A 24,206-nucleotide genomic window follows, 5' to 3' on the forward strand; every position below is an offset into this window, starting at 1 on the left:
AGGGCGCCCGCAAGCGGACGCCCGAACCATGCACTATCGGCGATTCTAACCCAGCAGCTTATCCAACGCCACCGCAATGCCATCTTCGTTGTTATTGGCGGTCACCATCTGGGCAACTGCCTTAACCTCATCGACGGCGTTGCCCATGGCAACACCGGTGCCGGCCCACTCAATCATGGACTTGTCGTTCTGGCCGTCGCCAAACGAGACGACCTCGCTGGCATCGATACCGAGCTTGGGCAGGGCACCCTCGAGCGCACGGGCTTTGTCGATACCGGGCGCCGTGTACTCAAAGTACCAGTCGGCCGTAAACATGCCCGAAAGCGTCTGGGTAAAGGGCGCATACATCTCCTCGTAATGCGCCTGCAGGTAGGTCGGATCACCCGCCGTCAGCAGCTTGTCCACGGGATAAGTGTCCACGACCTCATGCAAGCTCTCGACCTCGCGAATCTTAAGATCGCACGCATCGCGCTCATACTTGACGATATTCTTCTGCAAGCCGTCAGGCAGCGTGATCATGCAATGGTACGAGTCCTCGACGTGCAAATCGCGACCGAGCGAAATCATAGGGATCACGTCGAAATTGCGCAGATGATCAATCAGACGGTGCAGCTCGTCAGCCGGCATGGCCTGGTCAAAAAGGACCTCATCGGTCTGAGCGTCGACCACATGCGCGCCATTAAAGGCAACTAGCAGACCGTCATGGTTTTGAAGGTCGAGCTCCTGCGCCAAGGCGTGCAACCCCCATGCGGGACGGCCCGAAGCCAAGATGAGCTTAATGCCCGACTCCTGCGTCGCGAGCAGCTTCTCGCGCGTACGCGGGCTGATGACCTTTTGATCGTTGGTGAGCGTACCGTCGATATCCATTGCGATGGCTTTGATTGCCATATATGCCTCCCTGTCATTGAACAACCTTGTCTGAGCCATCATACAGAACACCCACGGCGGCGCTGTTTGCAACGGGAAAAATGTCATATTGTCCCAAACATGAACGGCGCGCCTTCGACGATTGCGATGCCCGTCGAGGCGCCTCCCGATACATTCCATCCTATCCAAATAGCAAGGGGCCCGTATCCCAACGGATACGGGCCCCTTTCAGCCATAAGCCAACTCAGCCGTAAAGACTACTTGCGATGAGCGCGATAGAACTCGATGAGCGCCTGGGTCGAAGCGTCCTGCTCGGCCTTGGCGGCGTCGTCGTGGAAGGCCGGGGTGATCTGCTTGGCAAGCTGCTTGCCCAGCTCGACGCCCCACTGGTCGTAGGAGTCGATGCCCCAGACCGTGCCCTCGACAAACGTGATGTGCTCGTACAGGGCGATGAGCTCGCCGAGTGCGAACGGGGTCAGCGTGTCGCCGAAGATCGAGGTCGTCGGACGGTTGCCCTCAAAGCAGCGGGCCGGGACGATCTGCTCGGGCGTGCCCTCGGCACGAACCTCGTCGGCCGTCTTACCAAAGGCGAGCGCCTTGGTCTGGGCCAGGAAGTTGCCCAGGAACAGCTCGTGGACGTCCTGGCCGCTGTCGGTTGCGGGGTTGGCAGTGTTGGCGAAAGCGATAAAGTCGGCCGGGACCACCACGGTGCCCTGGTGCAGCAGCTGGTAGAAGGCGTGCTGACCGTTGGTACCGGGCTCGCCCCAGAAGATCTCACCGGTATCGGAGGTCACAGCGCTGCCGTCCCAGCGGACGTGCTTGCCGTTGGACTCCATGGTGAGCTGTTGCAGGTAGGCCGGGAAGCGGTGCAGATACTGGCAGTACGGCAGCACGGCGTGGCTCTTGGAACCGAAGAAGTTGACGTACCAGACGTTGAGCAGGCCCATCAGCGCGACGGCGTTGTTCTCGAGCGGGGTGTTGCAGAAGTACTCGTCGATGGCGTGGAAGCCCTCAAGGAACTGCTGGAAGCGCTCGGGGCCGAGCACGACGATCAGCGACAGGCCCACGGCGGAGTCGACAGAGTAGCGGCCGCCGACCCAGTTCCAGAAACCAAAAGCGTTGGCGGGGTCGATGCCGAAGGCCTCGACCTTCTCGAGTGCGGTGGAAACGGCGACAAAGTGCTTGGCCACGGCCTCGGCGTTCTGCTCATCGGAGCCGTCGATGGCACCCTGAGCCTTGAGCTGCTCGAGCATCCAGGTCTTGACCTCACGAGCGTTGGTGAGGGTCTCGAGCGTGGTGAAAGTCTTGGAGACGATAATCACGAGCGTGGTCTCGGGATCGAGGCCCTTGAGCTTCTCTGCCTGATCGTTGGGGTCGATGTTGGAGATGTAGCGGCAGTCAATACCGGCGTCGGCGTAGGGACGCAGGGCCTCGTAGGCCATGACCGGGCCCAGATCGGAGCCGCCGATGCCGATGGACACCAGGTGCTCGATCTTTTTGCCGGTAACACCCTTCCACTCACCGGAGCGCACGCGCTCGGCGAAGGCATACATGCGGTCGAGAACCTCGTGCACGTCGGCGACGACGTCCTGGCCGTCGACGATGAGCTGGCCCTTCTCGCTTGCCGGGCGGCGCAGCGCGGTGTGCAGGACGGCGCGGTCCTCGGTGGTGTTGATGTGCTCGCCGGAGAACATGGCGTCGCGGCGCTCCTCGAGCTTCACCTCGCGGGCAAGATCGCACAGCAGCTTGACGGTCTCATCAGTCACCAGGTTCTTGGACAGGTCGAAGTGCAGGTCACCGGCGTCAAAGCTCAGCTTGTTCACGCGCTCGGCATCGGCGGCGAACCAGGCCTTGAGGTCGATACCCTCGGCCTCGAGCTTCTCCTGATGGGCCTCGAGCGCCTTCCAAGCGGCAGTCGACGTAGCATCGATAGGTGCGGCAACAGTTGCCATAGAGTCCTCCTCAGCATACGGGCGCACGCCTCCATGCGCCCGGACATTCAGATGCCACTATTCTAGCGCAGGTCAAGACTATAATCAGCGAGCGTTGCCAATCGGCCCCCAAACGGCAACCGACCAAAAAGGGACAGGTTTAATTTGGCAGGTCAAACGCTTTACCAATCAAAAATAACCTATCCCTTTATGCCAAATATTAGGCCGCAGCGCAGACGCTACCGAGCAACTCACGCAGAGGAGACCCGATGCCCTCCAGCAGTTCGGGCGCGATGATGGCAAAAACGGGAACCTCGCCGGCCCCCACGACGGCAGGCACCTTGCCCTCCGAGACGATACATCCATAAGGGACAAAACCGTCTTCGCCGACATCGAGCGCCGCCATGCGACGGGCGAGCTCGCGCGCAAAGCCGGCAGTATCGGCATCGCCAATCGCCAAGACAAAGTCCACGCCTTCGTCGGTCGCCAGGGCCACGGCTTCGTCGATCAGCTCGTCTCCTCCGTCGCCTTCAACCGAGCCGCAGCGGAAAAGCACGCGCTCGAGCAGGGCGCGATCGAGCGAGCCCAGCGCCGCCGAAACGAGCTCATCACGCGTGTGCTTGTCGCCTCCCAGCACGACCAGTGCCTTGGTGCCGCCATAGTGGGCAACCAATCGCCCGCACCAGCGAGCCACATCCCCATCCGCAACCAAGCGCGTCGGCATACCAAACCCATAGTTGACCATTATCCCCACAACCCTTCCGTGCTTTATGGTGGTATCAATCGTTAGCCTCATGCTACGAAGCGAGCTTTTCCGAGCTGTTTCGCGCTCTTTAGGGCTGCGTTAAAAACCCGATGCAACCGCACGACCATATCTGCCAAATAGGGACAGGTTTTGACGGTGTCCGGTCGAGCAGGTATTATCGAACAGGTATTCGATAAGAACATGTGTTTGATGGGAGGCTCGGATGGAGCACGAGCAGCACACCTACATCTGCATCGACCTCAAGACGTTTTATGCCAGCGTCGAGTGCGTCGATCGTGGGCTCGATCCGCTCACCACCAACCTGGTCGTTGCCGACGAATCGCGCGGACGCACGACCATCTGTCTCGCTATCACGCAGACCATGAAGGACCTCGGGATACACAACCGCTGCCGTCTATTCGAGATTCCCGACGGCATCGACTACATCAAAGCAGTGCCGCGCATGCAACACTACATGGAGGTGTCGGCGCAAATCTACGGCGTCTATCTGGAATACGTCAGCCCCCAGGACGTGCACGTCTACTCCATCGATGAGTGCTTTATCGACGTGACGCCCTATCTGGACCTTTATCACACCGATGCCGAAGGGTTCGCCTGCATGTTGCGCGACGAGGTCTTGGGGCGCACCGGCATCACGGCGACGGTCGGTATCGGCCCCAACCTATTCCAGGCCAAGGTAGCACTCGACATCACTGCCAAGCATGTGCCCAGTCGCATCGGCACACTCGACGACGAGATCTTTCGCAAGGAGATCTGGCCCCATCGCCCCATCACCGACATCTGGGGCATCGGCCCCGGCGTGGCGGCCCGTCTCGAGAAATACGGCGTCTACGACCTGATGGGCGTCGCCGCACTCGACGAGAACCTGCTCTACGACGAACTCGGCGTCAACGCCGAATATCTCATCGACCACGCCTTCGGGCGCGAGCCGACAACCATCGCCGATATCCAAGCCTATCGCCCGCAAGCGACCTCGACCACCACAGGGCAGGTGCTCTCGAAGGGCTATGCCTACGAGCAGGCCTACACCGTCTTGCGTGAAATGGTCGATGCCGCCGTACTGGACTTGGTCGATAAGCACGTGGTCTGCGACAGCATCTCGCTCTTTGTGGGCTACGCAAGCGAGCGCGCCGACATACGCCGCCTCGACGCCAGCGGCACGGCGCAGTATATAGACGGCTGCGGACACCTGCGCTCGAGCACGTCGAGTATCGAACCCACCGCAACCGCCGGTCCCGAGCTCGCGCCCCGTGCACCCAAGCCCGTCCAGCGCGATGACGAACGGCGCCGTCTGGTGCGCGAGGCGCAGGCAATCGATGGCATCTTTGTGGGCGAACACGGCGGCAAACCGCGCGGTGGCTATGCTGCCCTCTTTGCGCACTCCAACGCCTCGCGCAAGCTGCCCGAGCGCACCAATTCGTTTAAGAAGATCATGGGCTATTTCGATGACCTTTGGGCACAAACGGTCGATCCCAAACGACCGGTCAAGCGCATCAACCTGGGATTTGGCAACCTCATGCCGGAGGAGTTTGCCACCATCGATCTATTTAGCGATGTCGAGGCCGATGAGCGCGAGCGCGAGCTGGCCCGTGCCGTCCTGGCCGTAAAGGGCAAATACGGCAAAAACGCGCTCGTCAAGGGGCTGAGCTTTACCGCCGGCGCCACCGCACGCGAACGCAACGATCAGGTCGGAGGACACCGTGCCTAAACCAAAGCAACCCATGCGCCCGCCCACCGCCTTCGAACGCCTGGCCGACCCTGAGGGAAGACGCCGCGCCGCCGACCCCAACCTCACGGCCAACGGCGCCGTTCGCGCCGGACGCGCCGCGCAGTTTATGCCCTTCGCCGCCCTCACGGGGTACTACGAGCTCGTACGTAAGCAAGAAATCACCATCGAGCCCAAGTGTGAGCTCACGGAAGAAAAAGCCCTCGAGCTTTCGAAAAAGCTCGAGGGCCTCAAGCGCGGAGACCTGCTCCGCGTGACCTATTACGATACGTACGGCTATCGCTCCCGCACCGGCATCCTCGACGAGGCACTCCCTGCCTTCAAGCTCCTCAAGCTCAAAGACATCGCCATCGATTTCGATGACATTCTAGACATCAAACTGCGCGGACGAGCCTAGACAAGGAAATGCATCCAAGGCGGCGCTTACAGCGTCATGACGTAGTAACCCGCGTCCTTCACGGCCGCCACGAGAGCACCGCGATCGATCGGCTGCTTAGAGCGCACGCGTGCCGTGTGGTCCGCATACGTCACCGTTGCCCACACGCCATCCAGTGCATTGAGGGCATTGGCCACATTCTGAGCGCAGCCATCGCAGCTCATACCGCCGATGAGCAGCTCATCGCTATAGGGGTAGTGGGACAGATCGGTATCCGCAACCACTACCTTCTTGGCCTTCTTACCGCTCGCGCCATCGCTGCAACAACTCTTCCCGTGTGTCGAAGCGGCAATGCGACGCAGTCCAAAAAACATGCCGACGGCAATGACGGCCAGCACGATGAGATTCGCAGGGTTGAGCAAGTCACTCATGCGTTCCCCTTTCAAGTAGCCCTATCTAGATACCCCCATGGGGTGTCCCCATCTTAACCCAAAACCATGTCCGTTCGATCAATTAGTTTCCCTTTTCTTACTTTTTAGTTGACCTAGGCTTACTTTCGTGTATAAGTTTTCCTAGGTTAACAAGTGAGGACTCGAAAGGAGCGACGTGACTCGGACCATTGATATCCCGACGTTTCAGGCGGCACTCGTGCGCAACTGCTCCCCCACGCTCGCGGGCATCAAGCCCGCTTCGCTCTTTACCTATCCCGGCGTCTACGCCCGTCAAGATGGCTCGAGCGCAACCGCGGCAATCGAAGATCGTCGAACGCGTCTGCTCAACGTTATCGCTCAGTGCAATCACGAGCTCGATCCGCTCGGCATCCACTTGAGCGTTTTGGTCTGGCGACCTTGTGGGGCGCTCGTCTACGCATACTGCCCCGCGGACCTCATGCACTACCTATCCGACCCCCGAGCCGCAAGCGCGCTCGCCGCCGAAGGCTACGATATCCGCGACCTGCTCTCATCCCTCGTGCATCTCGCCGCGCGTATCACGCAGGCCAGCAGCAATGCCGCAGAAAGCGCTTATGGCGACAGCCTTTGCGCACTCGCCCAAGATAGGCCTTGCGATAAGGGTTGCACCTGCGAGTTCCCCCACGAAATTGGCTACTTTTTGGGCTATCCCTACGAAGACGTGCATCAGTTTATCGTCCAGCATGGCGAAAACTACAAGGTCTTTGGCGCCTGGAAGGTCTACACGAATGTCGAGCAGGCGCTCACGACCTTCGACTCCTATCGCGCCTGCACGCAATACCTCACCTATGTCTATCAGCAGGGCTACAGCCTGGCACAACTTGCCCAGGCAACCCGATAGAACGTATAAACCGCGGCCGCGTGCCGCACAACCGAAAGGACTCAACATGAGCAAGATTGCCGTCGTCTATTGGAGCGGTACGGGTAACACCGAAGCCATGGCCAACTTCGTCGCCGAGGGCGCGACGTCAGCCGGAGCCGAGGCAGAGGCTATCTCCTGCGCCGACTTCTCCGCCGACAAGGCCGCCGAATATGATGCCTTCGCCTTCGGCTGCCCCGCCATGGGCTCCGAGGAGCTTGAGTATGACGAGTTTCAGCCTATGTGGGATGAGGTCAAGGAGACCCTCGGCGACAAGAAGGTCGTCCTCTTTGGCTCCTATTCGTGGGCCGAGGGCGAGTGGATGGACAACTGGAAGGCCGACGCCGACGAGGCCGGCGTCAACGTCGTGGACTCCGTCATTTGCTACGATGCGCCCGACGATGAGGGCGAGGCGGCCTGCAAGGCCCTCGGAGCCGAGCTGGCCTAGCAGCGCCACGCGCCTCATCGAATCGGGCCCATCTCAAAACACGACTGCACCCTACAAAAGCGGAGGCTGGAATCAATCCAGCCCCCGCTTTCCGTAAGGATAGCTTTGCAAAGCAGCTACGAGATATTGCCCAAGAACGCCTTGGTGCGCTCGCTCTTGGGGTGGTCGAAGACCTCGCTCGGCGTACCCTCTTCCACAATGACGCCGCCGTCCATAAAGACGACGCGGTCGGCGACATCGCGGGCAAAGCCCATCTCGTGCGTCACGACGATCATGGTCATGCCGTCGCGCGCCAAGTCGCGCATGACGCCCAGGACGTCGCGCACGAGCTCGGGGTCGAGCGCCGAGGTGGCCTCGTCAAAGAGCATGACGTGCGGGTTCATCGACAGGGCGCGAGCGATGGCAACGCGCTGCTGCTGGCCGCCCGAGAGCTGGCTCGGCATAAAGTCGATACGCTCGGCAAGACCGACCTTGGTCAGCTCCTCGACGGCAATCTTCTCGGCCTCTTCCTTGCTGCGCTTGAGCACCTTCTGCTGCGCAAGCATGACGTTCTTTTTGACTGACAGGTGCGGGAACAAATTGAACTGCTGGAACACCATACCCAGATGCGTGCGCACCTTGTTAAGGTCGACGCCCTTGGCGCACACGTCCACACCCTCAACGACAATCGAGCCACTCGTGGGATGCTCAAGACGGTTGATGCAGCGAAGCATCGTCGACTTACCCGAGCCCGAGGGACCCAGAACTACGACGACCTCGCCCTTGTGCACATCCAGATCGATATCGCGCAGGACCACGTTATCGCCAAAGGCTTTCTGGAGGTTCTTGATACTGACGACAACCTCGTTCGAGTTATTGGTTTCGCTCATGATAGGACCTCCTTACAGACCGGCGATGTGATCGGCGGGCGTCGCGACAACCTGTCCGGCGCTCTTGGCGGGACGCTTCTTTTTGGTTTCGGCAGTACCCAGCAGCCTCGCCTCAAGACCGCTCACCAAGCGCGCAAGCGGCAGGGTGATGACCAGATAGAACAGGGCGGCAACCACATACGGCGTAATGGAGCCCGTCGTAGCCACGATGGTACGGGCGTTCATGACGATCTCGACCACGCCCACGGCCGCGAGCAGCGACGTATCCTTGTAAAGCAGGATGAACTCACTGGTCAACGTAGGCAGAACATTGCGGAACGTCTGCGGAATCATAACGTAGAGCAGCGTCTGGAAGGCGTTCATGCCCAGCGAGCGCGCGGCCTCGTTTTGGCCCTTGGGGATCGACTGAATACCGGCGCGGAAGATCTCGCACAGGTAGGCGGACGAGTTCATGGCCATGACGATAACGCCCAGGACATAGTCGTCCACCTTGACGCCGGCCAGCGGCAGGCCAAAGAATGCAATGTAAATCTGCAGGAACGCCGGCGTACCGCGGATGATATTCACATAGATGCCGGCAAGGCAACGCAGGATGCGCGACTTGGAGATGCGCATGAGCGACAAGGCAAAGCCAAAGGGAATTGCCAGCGGAAACGCCACGAGCACGATCGAGAGCGACATGAGGAAGCCTTTGAAGACGATCGGCAGGCTCTGGACCAAAATGACCGGGTTCAGGAACAGGCGAAGGAACATGTTGGAATTCCATGCCTCGACCCACGGCTGCTCCTTAAGGTCGGCCAGGAAGTTATCGAATGCCGTCACGCCCTTAATCTCGACGGAAGGAATCTTAGAAATCTTCTTGGTCGAACCGTCGGCGAGCGTATAGGTGCCGCTGAAGGCCTCATCGCCGCCCTCGACGGGAAACGTCACGCCGTAAACCTCGACACGGAAAAAGCCTCCGGCAGGCGCCGTCTCGCCAAAGTCGATCTTGAGCGTCTGGCCGTCAGCCTTGCACGTGGGCTTCATGGGCGTACGATCCATGAGGTCCTCGCCCGAGAGCATCGTCAATCGCGTGTCATCGGTACCAAACGTCGTGCCGTCGACAAACGTCAGCGAAAGACCGCTCAGCTCCTCGTCGGCATCGGCCTGAACTTCCCAGGTAATGCGCGTCTCGGTGCCGCCGACCACAGCGCTGCCCGAACCGGTGTTGGGTCGGGCAGTAATCTTTGCGGTCTCAAGCGCCTGGGCGGTCGTGGGCGCATATGCCCCCGCGCACACCAGCGCGAGCGCCACGGCCATGACGCAGGATAGCTTTTGGAGCAAGGCGGGCAGTGAAAAACGCTGCTCCGTGGCCCCTTTGTTCAGTCGAGACAAGGTGGCTCCTATCGTAGAAGTTGCCGACAAAACGAGACGGAAACGCTCTCCGTCAAGAGAGGCGCAAAGGCCCTCTCCGCAAAACGGAAAGGGCCCGCGCGCAATCAAGCATTAATTTACTTGATGTTGTACTTAGCCATGAGGGCGTCAACGGTACCGTCGTCGGTCAGGTCCTTGATGGCCTGGTTGATGTCGTCCTTGAGCTTGGTGTTGCCCTGGTTGATGGCGATGGCGTACTCCTCGCCGGTGCTGACCTGCTTGATGGTCTGGCAGGTGTTGAACTGCTCGGCGGTCAGCTGGCTGGCAACGGAGCGGTTGGTGACTACGGCATCGCCCTTATCGGACTGCAGGGCGCTGAAGCACTCGGTGGCGTCCTTGTAGGGAACGATCTTAGCCTTGGGGAAGTTTTCCTGAGCAAAGGCCTCGGCGGTCGATCCAGACTGGACGATGATGGTAGCGTCGGCGTTGTTGAGCTTCTCGCTGTAGTTGTCGGCCGTGATGTCGGTGTTATCGACCTTGGTCACGATAGCCTGATCGTCCATGTAGTAGGAATCGGAGAAAGTGACTTCCTTCTCACGCTCGGGCGTGTCGGTGATAGCCGCGATGGAAACGTCATACTTGGCGCCCGAAGCGACACCCGGAACCAGCGTGTCAAAGTCATTGTTGACGTACTCGACATCCAGGCCCAGCTTGTCGCCGATAGCCTTGATAAGCTCAAGGTCAAAGCCCTGATAATCGCCGTTGTCATCCTTGTACTCAAACGGAGCGTACTCGGCAGAGGTGCCGACGGTCAGCGTACCGTCCTTGACGAGCGCGTACTCCTTGGAGCCGTCGACCTTCTCGACCTTAGCGTCGTCAGAGCTGCTGGAACCGGCATCAGAACCAGAGGTGGCGTTGGACGAGCCGCAGCCCGTCAGTGCGAGGGCGAGTGCCATGGCGCCCGTGGCGGCAAATGCGCCAAGCTTCTTCAGCTTCATAATCAGTCTCCTTCCGGTGACCCCGTTTGATTCAGAGGTCTGCAAAAACTGTTGGATATTATGCGCCCGTTTGGAAGAATCCGCAATTAGAAAACTGATTGAAACAAACCCATAACGTGAATGGAACACTCCACTTTATGACAGTCATTACTGCTGCAATGACCTTAACAGTTTGATTTCAGCCGCATAACCTGCAAGTTCGTTCGGCGTCTCCAAGATGAATGGCAATGCGCGCAAGCGGCCATTCGATACAATATTCTGTATAACCTGCATACCGCCGCCAAACTCTTCACTACCCAGGTAGCCCTTGCCGATGCACTCGTGGCGATCCTTATGGGCGCCACAAGGGTTCTTCGAATCGTTGATGTGTACGGCATGCAGGCGATCGATGCCCACCACGCGGTCGAACTCGTCGAGTACGCCGTCCAGATCATGGATGATGTCGTAGCCGGCATCGCTCACATGGCAGGTGTCCAAACAAACGCCCAGCTTATCGGACAGCTCTGGACACTTGGCGGCAACCCCCTCGATAATGCACGCCAGCTCTTCAAAGCTACGGCCCACCTCGGTGCCCTTACCCGCCATGGTCTCGAGCAATACCGTCGTCTGCTGTCCCCCAAACATCACCTGGCACAGCGTGTCGACAATCATCTGAATGCCGGCATCTGCCCCCTGTCCCACATGCGCGCCGGGATGGAAGTTGTAGTAGTTGCCGGGCAGTGCTTCCAGACGCTGCAAATCTTCCGCCATAGCCTCCAAGGCAAACTCGCGCGCCCGCTCCTTAGCGGAGCAGGGGTTATAGGTATACGGGGCATGCGCCACCAGCGGTCCAAAGTCGTTTTGCGCCATAAGCTCGCGCAGAGCCGCCACGTCATCCATGTCAAGGTCTTTTGCCTTGCCACCGCGCGGGTTGCGCGTAAAGAACGCAAAGGTATTGGCACCAATGGACAACGCCGTCTCCCCCATTGCCCGATAGCCCTTCGTCGTCGAAAGATGACACCCGATCGTCAGCATCTCCAGCTCCCCCTCATCAGTTGCGGTGAAATACGGTCTATTGGTGCCTTATTTTGGCGCAAACAGACCGTATTCCACCGCAAGATATAAAAGGGGCATCAGGGGCACGGTCCGCCGAGCCCCCCCTTGAGCAGCAGCACCGCAGCCTAGAGCGCCAAGCAAATCGCATCGATGATCTGCGCGCAGCGCTGTGTGGCGGCAAGGGGCATGACGGGACTCTCGAGTTTCCCCGCCCGGATGAGCTGAGTCGCATGCGAAGCTTCGCCGTAAAAATCATCGACCTCAAATGGGGCGTCGATTTCGAGCACTCGACCGTCGGAGTACTTCACATGGGCGAGCTCGGGGCGATGGAGGCGCTCGATTTCCAACGAACCCCGTTCGCAGGCAATCGTTAAGCGGCTTTCATATGCTGCTTTGCCGTCGCACACCATATGAATGGGTATACCGCCGACACTCATATGAATCTCATCGGCCCAATCCACGCGGCCGCCCGATACGTCACGCCAGCGAACTTCACGAGACGAAGCATCGCACGCACCCGCAAGCAAATCCTCAAACCACCCGGCCGCATAGCAGCCCATGTCATATAGACAGCCGCCCTGCAACGGATCGAGCAGATAACTCGAAGGGAACTCACCATAATCGAGTTTTTGCACGCTTTCGATCGAGACGATACAGCCGAGCTCGCCCGACGCAAGCAAGTCCTCCACGCGAGTGCGCATCGGGCAAAACCGATTCTTCATCGCCTCCATAAACAGCACGCCGCACTCGCGAGAGGCGGAGGCAATCGAGAGAGCCTCTTCCTCACTCAAAACGGCCGGCTTTTCGCACAGCACGGCCTTTCCGGCGCGCAGCGCGCGACAGGCCCAACGCGTATGCATACCATGCGGAAGAGCCAAGTAGATTGCGTCGACATCGGGGTCGGCAATCAGCGCATCATAAGCCGCATCGCCGCCATCGTCAGCCGTGACATAACTGTGCGCAGCATCGATCGAAAACGCTCGACAAAATTCCTCGACATGTGCAGGAGTGCGGCCGGCCGCAGCCACCAGCCGTGCCCCGTCGACCTTCTTGAGCGACGATGCAAATCGATGCGAAATGTGCCCAGCGCCCAAAACGCCCCAACGAACCTCACGCAAATCATCACATGAATCCCGATAGCCCACGACAGCCCCCTTCAGTTGCGACGAAATAGTTCCTGCTATCGCCCTATTCTGCCGCAAACAGGAACTATTCCATTACAAGATATAAAAGGGTCATGAGGAGCGAGTTTTGCTGAAGACTTTAAGCGCGGCCGTTACGGGGCCAGGCTGGAAACGTCGGCGCGCGTCGTCGAGACGCTCGGGGATATCGATGTGTTGCGGGCAGTGACGCGCACATTTGCCGCACTTGACGCAATTGCTCACGAGCTTGGGCTCGCTCGTGCGCACCGCGCTCGCCGTAAAGTATTGCGACAGCCCCGTAAACCAGCTGTGCGCATAGCTCGCGTTGTAAGCGGCAAAGCAGCCGGGAATGTTAATACCCTTGGGACATGGCATGCAGTAGCCGCATCCCGTGCAGGGCACGCGATTCGATTTTTCAAACTCCGCCAGCACGCATGCGATGGTATCGAGCTGAGCGGCTGTCATCGAATCCGGCAGGGCCCGATCGGCCAGCACCGCGTTCTCGTCCACCTGCGCGGTATCGGTCATGCCCGAAAGCAGCATCGTGACTTGAGGATGGTTCCACACCCACGAAAGGCCCCAAGCAGCCGGCGTCTTCAGGTACGGATCGCGTACGTCATCGAGCACGGCGCGGGCCCGCGGAGGCAGCTTGCCCGCCAGGCGTCCGCCCAAAAGCGGTTCCATCACAAACACCGCGAGCCCGCGCTCGGCGGCTGCTATAAGTCCCGCCGTTCCCGCTTGGTAGCGCTCTCCAGCGTAGTTGTACTGAATCTGGCAAAAATCCCAGTCATACGCGTCGAGCATCGTGAGGAAGTCCGCCGCACTGCCGTGATACGAAAAACCTATCTGGCGAATACGCCCCGCAGCCTTTTGGTGCGCAATCCAGTCTTCGATGCCCAACGCCACCACGCGCTCCCACTGGGCGGGCGAAGTGATGTTGTGCATAAGGTAATAGTCGATATGGTCGGTCCGCAGGCGACGCAGTTGCTCGTCGAAGAACCGGTCGAAATCCTCAGCGCACTTGCACGAAGCGTGCGGCAACTTGGTCGCCAGCAACACCCGGTCGCGCAGCCCCAAGCGCTCAAGTGAGGCGCCCACGCACGCCTCGTTACCGGGATAGAGATACGCAGTATCCAGATAATTAATCCCCTGCTCCACCGCATGGGAAATGATGGCATCGGCTGTCTTCGCATCGGGGTGTCCCGGCGAACCGGGAAACCTCATGCAGCCCAGACCCAGAGCAGATATTCGGTTACCACTTTTGGGGTCAACGCGGTATTGCACGGCCCCTCCCTTCGCCATCAGCGCCCCGGCAAGGCGAAACACAATGGTCACGCGGCCGAAACATCGTGGAATCGCAATCGAGAACGTATCGTAACGCAGCAGAAATCGAGCTGTCACGGCACCGCTTTAACATCAGCAAAAAGCCCGATGAAAGGAGCCACCCATGCCCGCGCTCGACCTTTGGAACCTCGCATCCCAGCTCAAAAGCACCGATTATCGCTGGGTCAACCTCACCCACACGCTCTCGTGCGACACCCCACACTGGTTTGGCTTTAAGCCGTGAGTTCCCATGCGTTTGTTCTTCTAAATACCGCTATCCGGAGCACGCAACACACTCCGGTAAAACCAGAGTTGAGGCTAACTTTAGGACCCCACGATCTCGTCCTCATCATCACGGCAAAGGACGACGCCGGCGCTTCCCAGCGCAGCGACAGCAATCAGGGCCCCCACAACGATAGGAGCAGCTCCGCACGTGCCCTGCATACCCGCGACGAGCGCGGCCGTAGGACCAAGGCAGCCAAGCGTCAATGCAACGGCGGCAACGGCGATATCTCGAGCGTTCACAAGACCACTTCCTCCACGAGAACGACTTTGTTTCTCGTGACTTAGTGTGCCCCGCGCCCATATGCGCGGCGTACGGCCACGGTAAGCGCTCTGTTAACTCAAGCACGCACAAAAAACGGACGCCCTTACGTTGCCCAAAGGCTCGGTAAAGACGCCCGCCCGTCATGTCCTATTGGCTTATGGCAGATTACCAACCGGTATAGTAGTCGGTGGTTCCGGCAGCACAGCCGGAGTCATAGACCTTGCACTCGCCCTTAGAGCCCGTAAAAGTCGAGCCCTGGGCCTTATCGCCCGCGGCAACGACGTAGTAGCCATCGGAATCGCGCCAAAAGCCCTCGGAATCCTGCGTCCATTCGCCCGTGCGGTGGTGATACAACACGTTGCTGCTGTAATAAGTCTCGCGGCGGCCGTTATAGTTATTGACGCCGCTCGAGCGCGTCAGACCCGAGCCGTTCGCGCAATACGCAGCAGACGTGTAAGACGAGCCGGAGCCGGCGTTGTAATACGAAGCCTGAACGGCCTCAGCGGCCTCGGCTTCGGCTGCGGCAGCCTCGAGCGCCTCGCGCTTGGCATCCTCAAGCGTGGAGCGAAGCTCGTCGAGCTCGGTCGACTTGGCGTCGACCTCATCCATCGTCAAAAGACTGCCCGCACCGTCGATGCAACCCTGTAGTACAGCGCGCTCGTCATCGGTGGCATAGTCACCGTACATGTTCATAATGATCTGAGCGCGCATCTCCAGGGAATCGCGCTTTGCCCCCATCGAGGCGTTCCACTCCTGCATGGAACCATAACCATCGCCGCGATAATCAACGGGCTGTACCAGCGTCGTCTCGGACGGCGTAGATCCAACCGTATCGGACAGTGTTGCCGCGTGGGCATCAGTTGCGCCGGCGCCCGCCAAAAGCGCCACGGTCAGAGCGGCGGAAAGGGCGACGGCTTTCGGTTTTCGTGAATCGATCCTCATGTAGCTGGAAACCTCCGTAGTGCGTTTTTGCTGCGTTTGAGCTGCGTGTGATTCGATCGCGCTGCATAGTACCTCGAGCAAATCGCGACCTGCGGTTTTACTCAAAAGGCGCACGTCAATTGCGTAAAACTCACATCCTCTCAACAGGAGTTTTCCACAACCCAAATGCATAAAGCATGCCAAAAACCCTGTAATAGCGCCTTTCCTATGCAAAAAAGACGCCTGCGCAACCATTGCTTGCGCAGGCGCCTTGAGCAGGCATTTATGCAGTTATACCTATCGAGTCGCAAGGGGTCCTTGCACAAGTCGCCTTACTCGTCCAGCACGGCGAAGGCCTGCTTCAGATCCCAAATGATGTCCTCGGCGTTCTCGGTACCGATGGAAAGACGGATCGTGGAGGGCGTGATGTTCTGCTCGGCGAGCTCCTCGGCAGAGAGCTGGGAGTGCGTGGTGGTAGCCGGGTGCACGACGAGCGACTTGACGTCGGCCACGTTGGCGAGCAGCGAGAACACCTGCAGATGATCGATGAACTTCCAGGCAGCCTCCTGGCCACCCTTAATCTCAAAGGTGAAGATCGAAGCGCCGCCGTTGGGGAAGTACTTCTGATAGAGCTCGTGATCGGGGTGCTCAGGCAGGCTCGGGTGGTTCACCTTGGCAACGTGGCTGTCGCCGGCAAGGAACTCAACGACCTTCTTGGTGTTCTCGACATGACGGTCAACGCGCAGCGACAGGGTCTCGGTGCCCTGGAGCAGGACCCAGGCGTTGAACGGGCTGATGCAGGCACCCTCGTCACGCAGCAGGATGGCGCGGACATAGGTTGCGAAGGCGGCGGGACCGGCAGCCTCGGCAAACGAGACGCCATGGTAGGAGGGGTTGGGCTCAGCGATCTGGGCGTACTTTCCGCTCGCCTTCCAATCGAAGTTACCGCCGTCGACGATCACACCGCCCAGCGAGGTGCCGTGGCCGCCGATGAACTTGGTTGCGGAGTGGACAACGATGTTGGCGCCATGCTCCAGCGGACGGAACAGATACGGGGTGCCGAAAGTGTTGTCGACGACAACCGGCAGACCGTGCTTCTTGGCGATCTCGGAGATGGCGTCGATGTTGGGGATGTCAGAGTTGGGGTTGCCGAGCGTCTCGAGATAGATGACCGTGGTGTTGTCCTTGATGGCACCCTCAACCTCTTCCAGGTTGTGGGCATCGACAAACGTGGTCTCGACGCCAAACTGGGAGAGCGTATGCTCGAGCAGGTTGTAGGAACCGCCGTAGATGGTCTTCTGAGCCACCACGTGGTCACCAGCCTGGGCAAGAGCCTGCAGGGTATAGGTGATGGCAGCGGCACCGGAGGCGACGGCAAGACCGGCCACGCCACCCTCGAGCGCGGCGATACGGTCCTCAAAGACGCCCTGGGTGGAGTTGGTCAGACGGCCGTAGATGTTACCGGCGTCGGCAAGACCAAAGCGATCGGCGGCGTGCTGGGAGTTGCGGAACACATAGCTCGTGGTCTGGTAGATAGGCACGGCGCGGGAGTCGGATGCGGGGTCGGCGCTCTCCTGGCCAACATGAAGCTGCAGGGTATCGAAACCAAAGGTGTGCTCGGGGTTGTTGATGAACTGGCTCATGATGATCTCCTTGATCGAACGAAAGTAAATAAATAAGAGAGAAGTAAGTCGCTGTCTCCTGATCACGCCGACGGGCGCAAACAGGAGCCCGGCATTCGTCTTGGTAAGCAGTTCATATGCGGTCCTCCTTTTGACATCCCGGTTCCGTGGTCGGCTTAATTACCTACCGCCTTTGTGTGTTTTGAATAGTACGAGCATTGTTTCGCTCGGTCAATCACTTAAAAGCGCTAACCTGTTATCGGTTTTTTAGATAGCTATCGAAAGGACGGGCACCGATGACACTCCAGCAGCTTCGTTTTCTTATCGCCGTGGCAGAGTCCGGCTCAATCAACGCCGCAGCTCAGCGCCTCTATACCGCTCAGTCCAACATCTCAAACGCCGTCAAAAGCCTAGAACAAGAGCTCCATCTGGAGATCTTTACGCGCTCCAGCCGCGGCGTCACGCTCACCAACGACGGCACCGAGCTTTTGGGCTATGCGCGCCAGGTCGTAGAGCAGGCCGACATGCTCGAGGCACGCTACGAGGACGGTGGCACCCCGCAAGCCCGCCTCGCCATTTCCGCCCAGCACTACGCCTTTTCGGTCGAGGCCTTTGTCAACGTAGTCGAGCGCTGCCGCGACAGCAAGTTCGAGTTCATCATGCGCGAGACCACCACATCGCAGATCATCGATGACGTCCGTGCGTTTCGCAGCGACATCGGCATCCTCTATCTGGACGACTTTAACGCCCGCGTTCTGCAGAAGGCCTTCGCCGATGCCCGCGCAAGCTTCCATCCCCTCTTCGACGCGACGGTCCACGTCTTCGTTAGCGAGCGCCACCCGCTCGCACGCCGCCCGCAGCTGTCCCTTGCCGACCTCACGCCCTATACGCGCTACAGCTTTGAGCAAGGCACCTCGAGCTCCTTCTATTACGCCGAGGAACCTTTTAGCTATATCCCTTGCGACCGCAACATACGAATCTCGGACCGCGGAACACTTACTAACTTACTTATCACGTCGAACGGTTACACCCTGTCGACCGGTGTCCTCTCCAATGAAATGCAATGGGGTATGGCATCGATCCCGTTAGCAGACGCCCCAACGATGCACGTAGGCTATATCATGCACGACGAGCGCAAGCCCTCTCCCCTCTTGCAGCAATACCTCGACGAGCTCAACCGCATCATCCGTGCCAACTAACTGTCGGAAGACGGGGTAGAAATCGTAGATTGCTAGCCCCCGGCGGGCATGGCGCTACAATGGTCACTCACACGAAACGTACCCAACGAAAGGAAGCCCGTGAAGGTCATCATCTATACCGACGGCTCGGCCCGATCAAATCCGGGACGCGGCGGCTACGGCGCCGTGCTCAAATACACCAACCCCGCCGGCAAGACCTTCACCTCCGAGCTTTCGCGCGGCTACGCCAAGACCACCAACAACCGCATGGAGCTCATGGCGGTCATCGTGGCGCTCGAGGCACTTAACCGCCCCTGCGAGGTCGAGGTCCATTCCGATTCGCAGTACGTCGTCAACGCTTTCAACAAGCACTGGATTGACGGCTGGAAAAAGCGCGGATGGAAAACCGCCAACAAGCAGCCCGTCAAGAACCGCGACCTGTGGGAGCGCCTACTCGCCGCCAAAAGCAAGCACAAGGTTGAGTTCATCTGGGTTAAGGGTCACGCCGGCCATGAGCTCAACGAGCGCTGCGATGAGCTCGCCACCACGGCGGCCGACGGCAGCAACCTCGATATCGATACCGGCTTTAACGAGAGCGACCTGTAACGGCGTTTTCGCACGCTATTTCCTGCCCCCTCGCGCTACACTCATCCTGTAAACCGAACGGCACGAGGGGGATACATGCTGCGTATAGCGACCATCGGCACATCTATGATTACCGACGACTTTATCCAGGTCGTCAACGCCAACGACCAAGCCGCGTTTGTGGGCACGCTCTCGCGCGATGCCGAGCGCGGCGCCGCCTTTACCGCCGAACACGGCGGCGAGCGTAACTTCACCGCACTTGACGAGCTTGCGTCCGCCGACGACGTCGACGCCGTCTACATCGGCAGCCCCAATGCGCTTCACTACGAGCAGGCCCTTGCCTGCATCGCCGGTGGCAAGCATGTCATCGTCGAGAAGCCCTTCTGCGCCACCGAAGCGCAGGCGCTGGAAGTCTTCCGCGCTGCCGAGGCAGCAGGTGTCGTGGCCCTCGAGGCCATGCGTCCCCTCCACGATCCCGCCTTCCACGCCATCGAGGACGCCCTGGGCGAGATCGCCCCCATCCGCCGCGCCTCATTGCGCTTTGGCAAATATTCCTCGCGCTACAACGAGATTCTCGCGGGACGCGCCACCAATATCTTCGACTGCAATATGGCATCGGGTTCCCTCATGGACATTGGCGTCTACACCGTCGAGCCCATGGTCGAGATTTTCGGCATGCCCTCCGGCCTTACGAGCATGGCTACTCTGCTCGACCCCACCACGCAACAGCTCACGCACGGCCCCATCGATGGCTGCGGCTCCATCCTCGCCAGCTATGGCGGAGGCAGCATCTCCGTCGAGCTCGCGCACTCCAAAATTACGAACGACCTGCTGCCCTCGCAAATCGAAGGCGAGCGTGGCACTATCCAGATCGACCATCTGTCCACGCCCCGCAACGTCCGCATCGACTATCGCGGCGACGTCGTACGCGGCTCGGCGACCGAGGCACCGCGCGAACAGGGAGACAACGGCCGCGTGCTCGACCTGCCCAAATCGAGCAACACTATGGAATACGAACTCACAGACTTTATCACCGCCATCTGCGGCATCGATAACGTTAAGGAAGAGATTTGGGAGACCCCGGCGGGACGCCACGAGCTTGGCCACTACCGCGATGTCACGCTCGTCTCGCTGCGCATCATGGATGCCGTGCGCCAGCAGGCCGGCATAACCTTCCCGGCCGACGCAGGCAAGCAGGCATAGCGATGGGCCTCTTCGATACGTTCTTCTCCAGCGTCACCGGCGGCAGTCGAGAACCTCAAAAACCATCAAACGTCGAGCTCGAGCTGCGCCGCAGGCTTACTGTGCTCGCAAGCGACGAGGCCACTCAAGACACTCCCCTGCGCTATTTCCTGCGCTGGGCGGGGCAAGTCCAGGGCGTTGGCTTTCGCTTTACCAACACCAACCTCGCGCAGGCACGCGCGCTCACCGGCTGGGTGCGTAACATGGAAGACGGCTCAGTCGAGATGGAGATACAGGGAGCTCCGGCAAATATCCTATCTCATCTCGAAGCGCTTCATGCCTCCTACGAGCGCATGGGTACGCGTTTTCGCCTCGTAGACGCCCAGGCCCGAGCCCCACTTGCCAATGAAGACGGTTTCACGCCTCGTTATTAGTATTGTGTGCTAAATACGGTATCATTTACCTACGACCGTTGATAGAAAAGAGGCGAGGCGCATGGCGGTGCAAAGAAGGAATACCAGGCAGCGAAAGTTGGTTCTTGACGCCGTGCGCCAAAGCTATAACCATCCCACCGCCGACGAAATCTACGACGTCGTGCGCGCGCAGGATGACAAAATCAGCCGCGGTACGGTCTACCGCAACCTCAATCTCTTGGCCGACGCCGGCGAGATTCTCTCCATCAAGACGCCGGGCGGAAGTCGCTTCGATCGCACCATCGAGCCGCACGCACATATCATCTGCACCTCGTGCAGCCGCGTCATCGACGTACCGCTCCCCTTCGATGCCCAGATCGACGCCAAGGCGTCCGAGCAAATCGGCTGGCACGTCACGTCGCACTACACCATCTTCGAGGGTCTCTGCCCCGACTGCCGGTAAATGTTTGGAACATGCCTTAAATCCACCTTTTCGCACTTTGCAGCAAAAAATAGATTTCTAGGTATGTCCCGAAAACCTACTCGGCGAGCAGACGGCGCAGCTCCTCTTCGACCGTGCGCACGTAGCGGACGTGGTCGTTGATGCCGCGCATAGAGGGATTGCAGCTCTCCATTAGATAAGGATGGCCCACTACGTTGAGCATGTCGCGGTCGTTTTCGTTATCGCCAAACGCCATCATCTCATCGGGCGAAATACCCAGGGCACGACCGTAATCGGCAAGCGCGGAGCCCTTGCCCGAACCGAAACCGATAAAGTCCGTCCATTCGGTTCCCGACGTCATCACGTCAACACGGTCGCTAAAGAGGCGCTCGAAATACTCCAGGGCCGCCGCCTGATCCACCTCGGGCATCTGGAAGGCAATCTTAATGACGTCCTCGTCGATGTCCTCGGGACGGCCGACCACCGCCACATCGCAGTGGACCTCATAGCGCAAATGGTCGACGAACGCATCGTTGCCGCTTATGGTGTAGAGGTGCCCCTCGCAGGAAAGGGTAACGTCGGCATGGGGGTAGGCGACCACGGCATTCGCGATATCCATCGCCAGGTCACGCTCCATAGAGCGCTTGACAACGGCACGCCCCTCGCTCATCACCAGGGCTCCGTTTTCGCATACATAGGCGAGCTCATCGGCCACCGGGGCAAACAGGTAGCGCAAGCTCGCATATTGACGGCCGCTCGCCGGCATAAACACGATACCGCGACGATGCAGTTCATCGATGAGTTCAAAGGCCTCGGAACGCGGCTCGCGCTCCCCCGGATGCAGCAACGTGCCGTCCAAATCGCATGCAATCAGCTTGATTCCCTCAAGACCCATATGCTTCCCCAAAGCCTCCTATCAACAGCAAGACGGACCTTGATTGGTCGCCCCTCAAAGCCCGCCTTGCGTATATACGCGCTTAGCCGCGCGTCTTTTTTACGATGGTAAAGTCGGGAGCCATGCTCACGACGGCCTCCGCCGCACTCGATGCAAAGCGCCGGTCCGCATCGAGTTCACGGGTAACCACCGAGAGCCGAACACCCTCGACGCCCCGGAGCATGCAGCCCAAAACAGGCTGCACCGGCGTATACATGCGCACGGTATGCTCGTCCGAATCGCCTCGGAAAAGCGGCGCGTGCATATTGCCGATCTCCCAGCACGCATGCGCGAGCGCAATCGGATCCATGCGGTCGACTTCGACCAAATAAACCTCGGCGCTGCGCAGGCGCACGACAACCGCCACGGGCACCATGCCCGAACGGTCGATGGCGAGCACGTCGCCATCGGCAAGACGACCGCCGTCGGCAGCATCCAGCCGAACATCGATCGTGCGCCCCAGCTCCGTCACGCCCGCAAACGCGCATACATCAGCCCGGTCCCAATCGAACAGTAGCTCGTCAACTTCAAAGACGCCGCCCAACTTCCGGCGAAGCAGGAGTTCATAGGACGGATCGTTGAGATTTCCCAAGCATGTCGTCGAAACCAAGCGTTCAGGCATACTCTAACCCTCGACCTCAACGAGCTCGATATCAAAGTTGAGGTCCTTGCCGGCCAGCTCGTGGTTGGCGTCGAGCGTCACAGCCTCGGGCGTCACGTCGATGACCACGGCGGGAACGGGCATACCGCTCGGCGTGGACAGGAAAAGCTTCATGCCCTTCTCGATCTGCTCGATGTTGGGAACCTGTTCGGCCGGGAAGGTCAGAACCATCTCGGGATTGTGCTCGCCGTAGGCATCGGCAGCAGGAATGTGCACGGTCTTCTTCTCGCCCACCTGCATGTCGACAACAGCGGCGTCGAAGCCCTTGATCATCTGACCGGCGCCGCAGGTGAACTCCAGCGGCTCGCCGCGATCGTAGGAGCTATCGAACTGCGTGCCGTCATCGAGCGTGCCGCGATAATGGGTCTTGACCTTCTTGCCCTGGTTGGACATGGTAACCTCCGTGATAAGGGCGGCGCACAACGCGGGCCGCCGTGAACATATGGCGCTAACTATACCCTAGTCATACAATTCAATGACAGTTTGCAAAGAAACGCTGCAACCGGAGGAACCATGGCATATCCCGTATTTGACCTACACTGCGACACTGCCGACCGAATCGGCTGGGCCACGCTCGATCTCGACCTGCGCTTTACCGCCGGCACCGACGGTTATTTCCCCGGCGACGAAACGCATCCGCAAGATTTCGACCTCATCGAGGGTAACGCCTGTGCCATCTCGCTCGCAAAGATCGGCAACACGCCGTGGGCACAGTGCTTCGCCACGTTTGTCCCCGACGAGATTCCCACCGCCCACGCCGCGCGCTTCCAGGCGCAGATCATGGCGCATATGAGCGGCCAGGCAATGCTCAACCACGACCGTATGGTCAACGTGCGCAGCGCCGCAGACATTCGCCCCGCGCTCAAGGACGGCAAGGTCGCTTGCATCCACACCATCGAAAACGCCACGTTCTTTGCCGAGGACCCCGCGCTGATCGAGGTGCTCAAGAGCCTGGGCGTGCTTATGTCGTCACTCAGCTGGAACGCGCAGGGACCGCTCGCGAGCGGCCACGACACCCACGCCGGCCTCACCGCCGCCGGCATCGAGGCGCTTACGCAGATGGAGCACGCCGGCATGGTGCTCGACGTCTCCCACCTCAACGATGAGTGCTTTGACGAGGTCGCCGCCCGCGCCACGCGTCCCTTCGTCGCCAGCCACTCCAACTCCCGTGCGGTTTGCGGCGCCAAACGCAACCTTACCGACGACCAGTTCCGCACCATTCGCGACATGGGTGGCATCGTCGGCCTCAACTACTGCAGCGAGTTCCTTTCCAACGACGCAACCGACAAGACCGCCGCAGACGTCACCTTCGACCAGCTGGCGGCGCATATCGAGCACTGGCTCGACCTGGGCGGCGAGGACGTCATCGCGCTCGGCGGCGACTGGGACGGCGCCACGGTGCCCGCTTTCCTCTCCGATGCCAGCAAGATGCCCGAGTTCCAGAACATGCTTTCCAAGCATTTTGGCAAGACCGTGATGCAAAAGCTCTGCAGCGACAACGCGCTTGCCTTCTTCGAGCGTTATTAATTTCACATCCCTTGAGCGGGCCGGCATGCCG

26 protein-coding genes are annotated in these 24,206 nt (G+C 59.7%); 10 read left to right on the forward strand and 16 right to left on the reverse strand.

Annotated features, from left to right (window positions below):
• Positions 1-45: 45 nt before the first annotated feature.
• The 3 genes from DW645_RS04700 to DW645_RS04710 all read right to left on the reverse strand — a co-directional run bounded on the left by DW645_RS04700 (position 46) and on the right by DW645_RS04710 (position 3,543).
• A complete protein-coding gene (locus DW645_RS04700) occupies positions 46-888 on the reverse strand; it encodes a Cof-type HAD-IIB family hydrolase (RefSeq protein ID WP_117803851.1) in 843 nt (280 codons plus the stop codon).
• A gap of 236 nt (positions 889-1,124) precedes the next feature.
• A complete protein-coding gene (gene pgi, locus DW645_RS04705; protein WP_117564424.1) occupies positions 1,125-2,819 on the reverse strand; it encodes a glucose-6-phosphate isomerase in 1,695 nt (564 codons plus the stop codon).
• A gap of 199 nt (positions 2,820-3,018) precedes the next feature.
• A complete protein-coding gene (locus DW645_RS04710) occupies positions 3,019-3,543 on the reverse strand; it encodes an iron-containing alcohol dehydrogenase (protein ID WP_099431475.1) in 525 nt (174 codons plus the stop codon).
• A 223-nt stretch (positions 3,544-3,766) separates the two neighbouring features.
• Here DW645_RS04710 and DW645_RS04715 point away from each other — a divergent pair, with 223 nt between their 5' ends.
• Both DW645_RS04715 and DW645_RS04720 read left to right on the forward strand, forming a co-directional pair.
• Positions 3,767-5,272, forward strand: coding sequence for a DNA repair protein (locus tag DW645_RS04715; RefSeq protein WP_118226537.1), 1,506 nt, complete (start codon positions 3,767-3,769; stop codon positions 5,270-5,272).
• Positions 5,265-5,687, forward strand: coding sequence for a hypothetical protein (locus tag DW645_RS04720; protein ID WP_233540713.1), 423 nt, complete (start codon positions 5,265-5,267; stop codon positions 5,685-5,687). The genes DW645_RS04715 and DW645_RS04720 overlap by 8 nt, the downstream gene beginning before the upstream one ends.
• Before the next feature lie 26 nt (positions 5,688-5,713).
• On the opposite strand, the gene DW645_RS04725 is transcribed toward DW645_RS04720, so the two are convergent.
• Complete coding sequence (locus DW645_RS04725) at positions 5,714-6,097, reverse strand: heavy-metal-associated domain-containing protein (RefSeq protein WP_118226541.1); 384 nt, start codon at positions 6,095-6,097, stop codon at positions 5,714-5,716.
• A 175-nt stretch (positions 6,098-6,272) separates the two neighbouring features.
• On the opposite strand from DW645_RS04725, the gene DW645_RS04730 reads away from it, so the two are divergent.
• Both DW645_RS04730 and DW645_RS04735 read left to right on the forward strand, forming a co-directional pair.
• On the forward strand, positions 6,273-6,977 hold the full coding sequence (locus DW645_RS04730) for a DUF3793 family protein (RefSeq protein ID WP_118226543.1): 705 nt from the start codon (positions 6,273-6,275) through the stop codon (positions 6,975-6,977).
• 46 nt (positions 6,978-7,023) lie between these two features.
• Positions 7,024-7,443, forward strand: coding sequence for a flavodoxin (locus DW645_RS04735; RefSeq protein ID WP_118226545.1), 420 nt, complete (start codon positions 7,024-7,026; stop codon positions 7,441-7,443).
• Between the two features lie 116 nt (positions 7,444-7,559).
• On the opposite strand, the gene DW645_RS04740 is transcribed toward DW645_RS04735, so the two are convergent.
• The 9 genes from DW645_RS04740 to DW645_RS04780 form a co-directional block, all read right to left on the reverse strand.
• Positions 7,560-8,312: an amino acid ABC transporter ATP-binding protein gene (locus DW645_RS04740; RefSeq protein ID WP_055251428.1), complete on the reverse strand. Its 753-nt coding sequence runs from the start codon at positions 8,310-8,312 to the stop codon at positions 7,560-7,562.
• Between the two features lie 12 nt (positions 8,313-8,324).
• Positions 8,325-9,686, reverse strand: coding sequence for an ABC transporter permease subunit (locus DW645_RS04745; protein ID WP_233539198.1), 1,362 nt, complete (start codon positions 9,684-9,686; stop codon positions 8,325-8,327).
• Between the two features lie 116 nt (positions 9,687-9,802).
• Entirely contained in the window at positions 9,803-10,663 is an 861-nt protein-coding gene (locus DW645_RS04750; RefSeq protein WP_117629739.1) for an ABC transporter substrate-binding protein, read from the reverse strand.
• Between the two features lie 147 nt (positions 10,664-10,810).
• Entirely contained in the window at positions 10,811-11,677 is an 867-nt protein-coding gene (locus tag DW645_RS04755; protein WP_118226547.1) for a deoxyribonuclease IV, read from the reverse strand.
• Between the two features lie 146 nt (positions 11,678-11,823).
• On the reverse strand, positions 11,824-12,843 hold the full coding sequence (locus DW645_RS04760; RefSeq protein ID WP_233540714.1) for a Gfo/Idh/MocA family protein: 1,020 nt from the start codon (positions 12,841-12,843) through the stop codon (positions 11,824-11,826).
• Positions 12,844-12,933: 90 nt separating this feature from the next.
• Positions 12,934-14,124 carry an aldo/keto reductase gene (locus DW645_RS04765; RefSeq protein ID WP_118226549.1) on the reverse strand — a complete coding sequence of 397 codons (1,191 nt, stop codon included), beginning with the start codon at positions 14,122-14,124 and terminating at the stop codon, positions 12,934-12,936.
• 363 nt (positions 14,125-14,487) lie between these two features.
• Positions 14,488-14,688: a hypothetical protein gene (locus tag DW645_RS04770; RefSeq protein WP_118205956.1), complete on the reverse strand. Its 201-nt coding sequence runs from the start codon at positions 14,686-14,688 to the stop codon at positions 14,488-14,490.
• A gap of 187 nt (positions 14,689-14,875) precedes the next feature.
• Entirely contained in the window at positions 14,876-15,652 is a 777-nt protein-coding gene (locus DW645_RS04775) for a hypothetical protein (RefSeq protein WP_118226551.1), read from the reverse strand.
• A 311-nt stretch (positions 15,653-15,963) separates the two neighbouring features.
• On the reverse strand, positions 15,964-17,274 hold the full coding sequence (locus DW645_RS04780; RefSeq protein WP_118094505.1) for an O-acetylhomoserine aminocarboxypropyltransferase/cysteine synthase family protein: 1,311 nt from the start codon (positions 17,272-17,274) through the stop codon (positions 15,964-15,966).
• Positions 17,275-17,549: 275 nt separating this feature from the next.
• On the opposite strand from DW645_RS04780, the gene DW645_RS04785 reads away from it, so the two are divergent.
• From DW645_RS04785 to DW645_RS04805, 5 genes are all read left to right on the forward strand, one after another.
• Positions 17,550-18,452: a LysR family transcriptional regulator gene (locus DW645_RS04785; RefSeq protein WP_117842850.1), complete on the forward strand. Its 903-nt coding sequence runs from the start codon at positions 17,550-17,552 to the stop codon at positions 18,450-18,452.
• A gap of 48 nt (positions 18,453-18,500) precedes the next feature.
• On the forward strand, positions 18,501-19,037 hold the full coding sequence (gene rnhA / locus DW645_RS04790) for a ribonuclease HI (RefSeq protein WP_117776457.1): 537 nt from the start codon (positions 18,501-18,503) through the stop codon (positions 19,035-19,037).
• Positions 19,038-19,112: 75 nt separating this feature from the next.
• On the forward strand, positions 19,113-20,219 hold the full coding sequence (locus tag DW645_RS04795) for a Gfo/Idh/MocA family protein (protein ID WP_118226553.1): 1,107 nt from the start codon (positions 19,113-19,115) through the stop codon (positions 20,217-20,219).
• Positions 20,220-20,221: 2 nt separating this feature from the next.
• Positions 20,222-20,632, forward strand: coding sequence for an acylphosphatase (locus tag DW645_RS04800; RefSeq protein ID WP_117583885.1), 411 nt, complete (start codon positions 20,222-20,224; stop codon positions 20,630-20,632).
• A gap of 61 nt (positions 20,633-20,693) precedes the next feature.
• A complete protein-coding gene (locus DW645_RS04805) occupies positions 20,694-21,074 on the forward strand; it encodes a Fur family transcriptional regulator (RefSeq protein WP_192934559.1) in 381 nt (126 codons plus the stop codon).
• A gap of 76 nt (positions 21,075-21,150) precedes the next feature.
• Here the strand turns inward: DW645_RS04805 and DW645_RS04810 are convergent, their stop codons facing one another.
• From DW645_RS04810 to DW645_RS04820, 3 genes are all read right to left on the reverse strand, one after another.
• On the reverse strand, positions 21,151-21,948 hold the full coding sequence (locus DW645_RS04810; protein WP_118226554.1) for an HAD-IIB family hydrolase: 798 nt from the start codon (positions 21,946-21,948) through the stop codon (positions 21,151-21,153).
• An 82-nt stretch (positions 21,949-22,030) separates the two neighbouring features.
• Positions 22,031-22,609, reverse strand: coding sequence for an urease accessory protein UreE (locus tag DW645_RS04815; protein WP_118226556.1), 579 nt, complete (start codon positions 22,607-22,609; stop codon positions 22,031-22,033).
• 3 nt (positions 22,610-22,612) lie between these two features.
• Entirely contained in the window at positions 22,613-23,041 is a 429-nt protein-coding gene (locus tag DW645_RS04820) for a peptidylprolyl isomerase (protein ID WP_035138874.1), read from the reverse strand.
• A gap of 120 nt (positions 23,042-23,161) precedes the next feature.
• Here DW645_RS04820 and DW645_RS04825 point away from each other — a divergent pair, with 120 nt between their 5' ends.
• Positions 23,162-24,175: a dipeptidase gene (locus DW645_RS04825; RefSeq protein ID WP_089572972.1), complete on the forward strand. Its 1,014-nt coding sequence runs from the start codon at positions 23,162-23,164 to the stop codon at positions 24,173-24,175.
• Positions 24,176-24,206: the final 31 nt, after the last annotated feature.

Source organism: Collinsella sp. AM23-17 (assembly GCF_003470945.1).
Taxonomy (GTDB): domain Bacteria; phylum Actinomycetota; class Coriobacteriia; order Coriobacteriales; family Coriobacteriaceae; genus Collinsella; species Collinsella aerofaciens_O.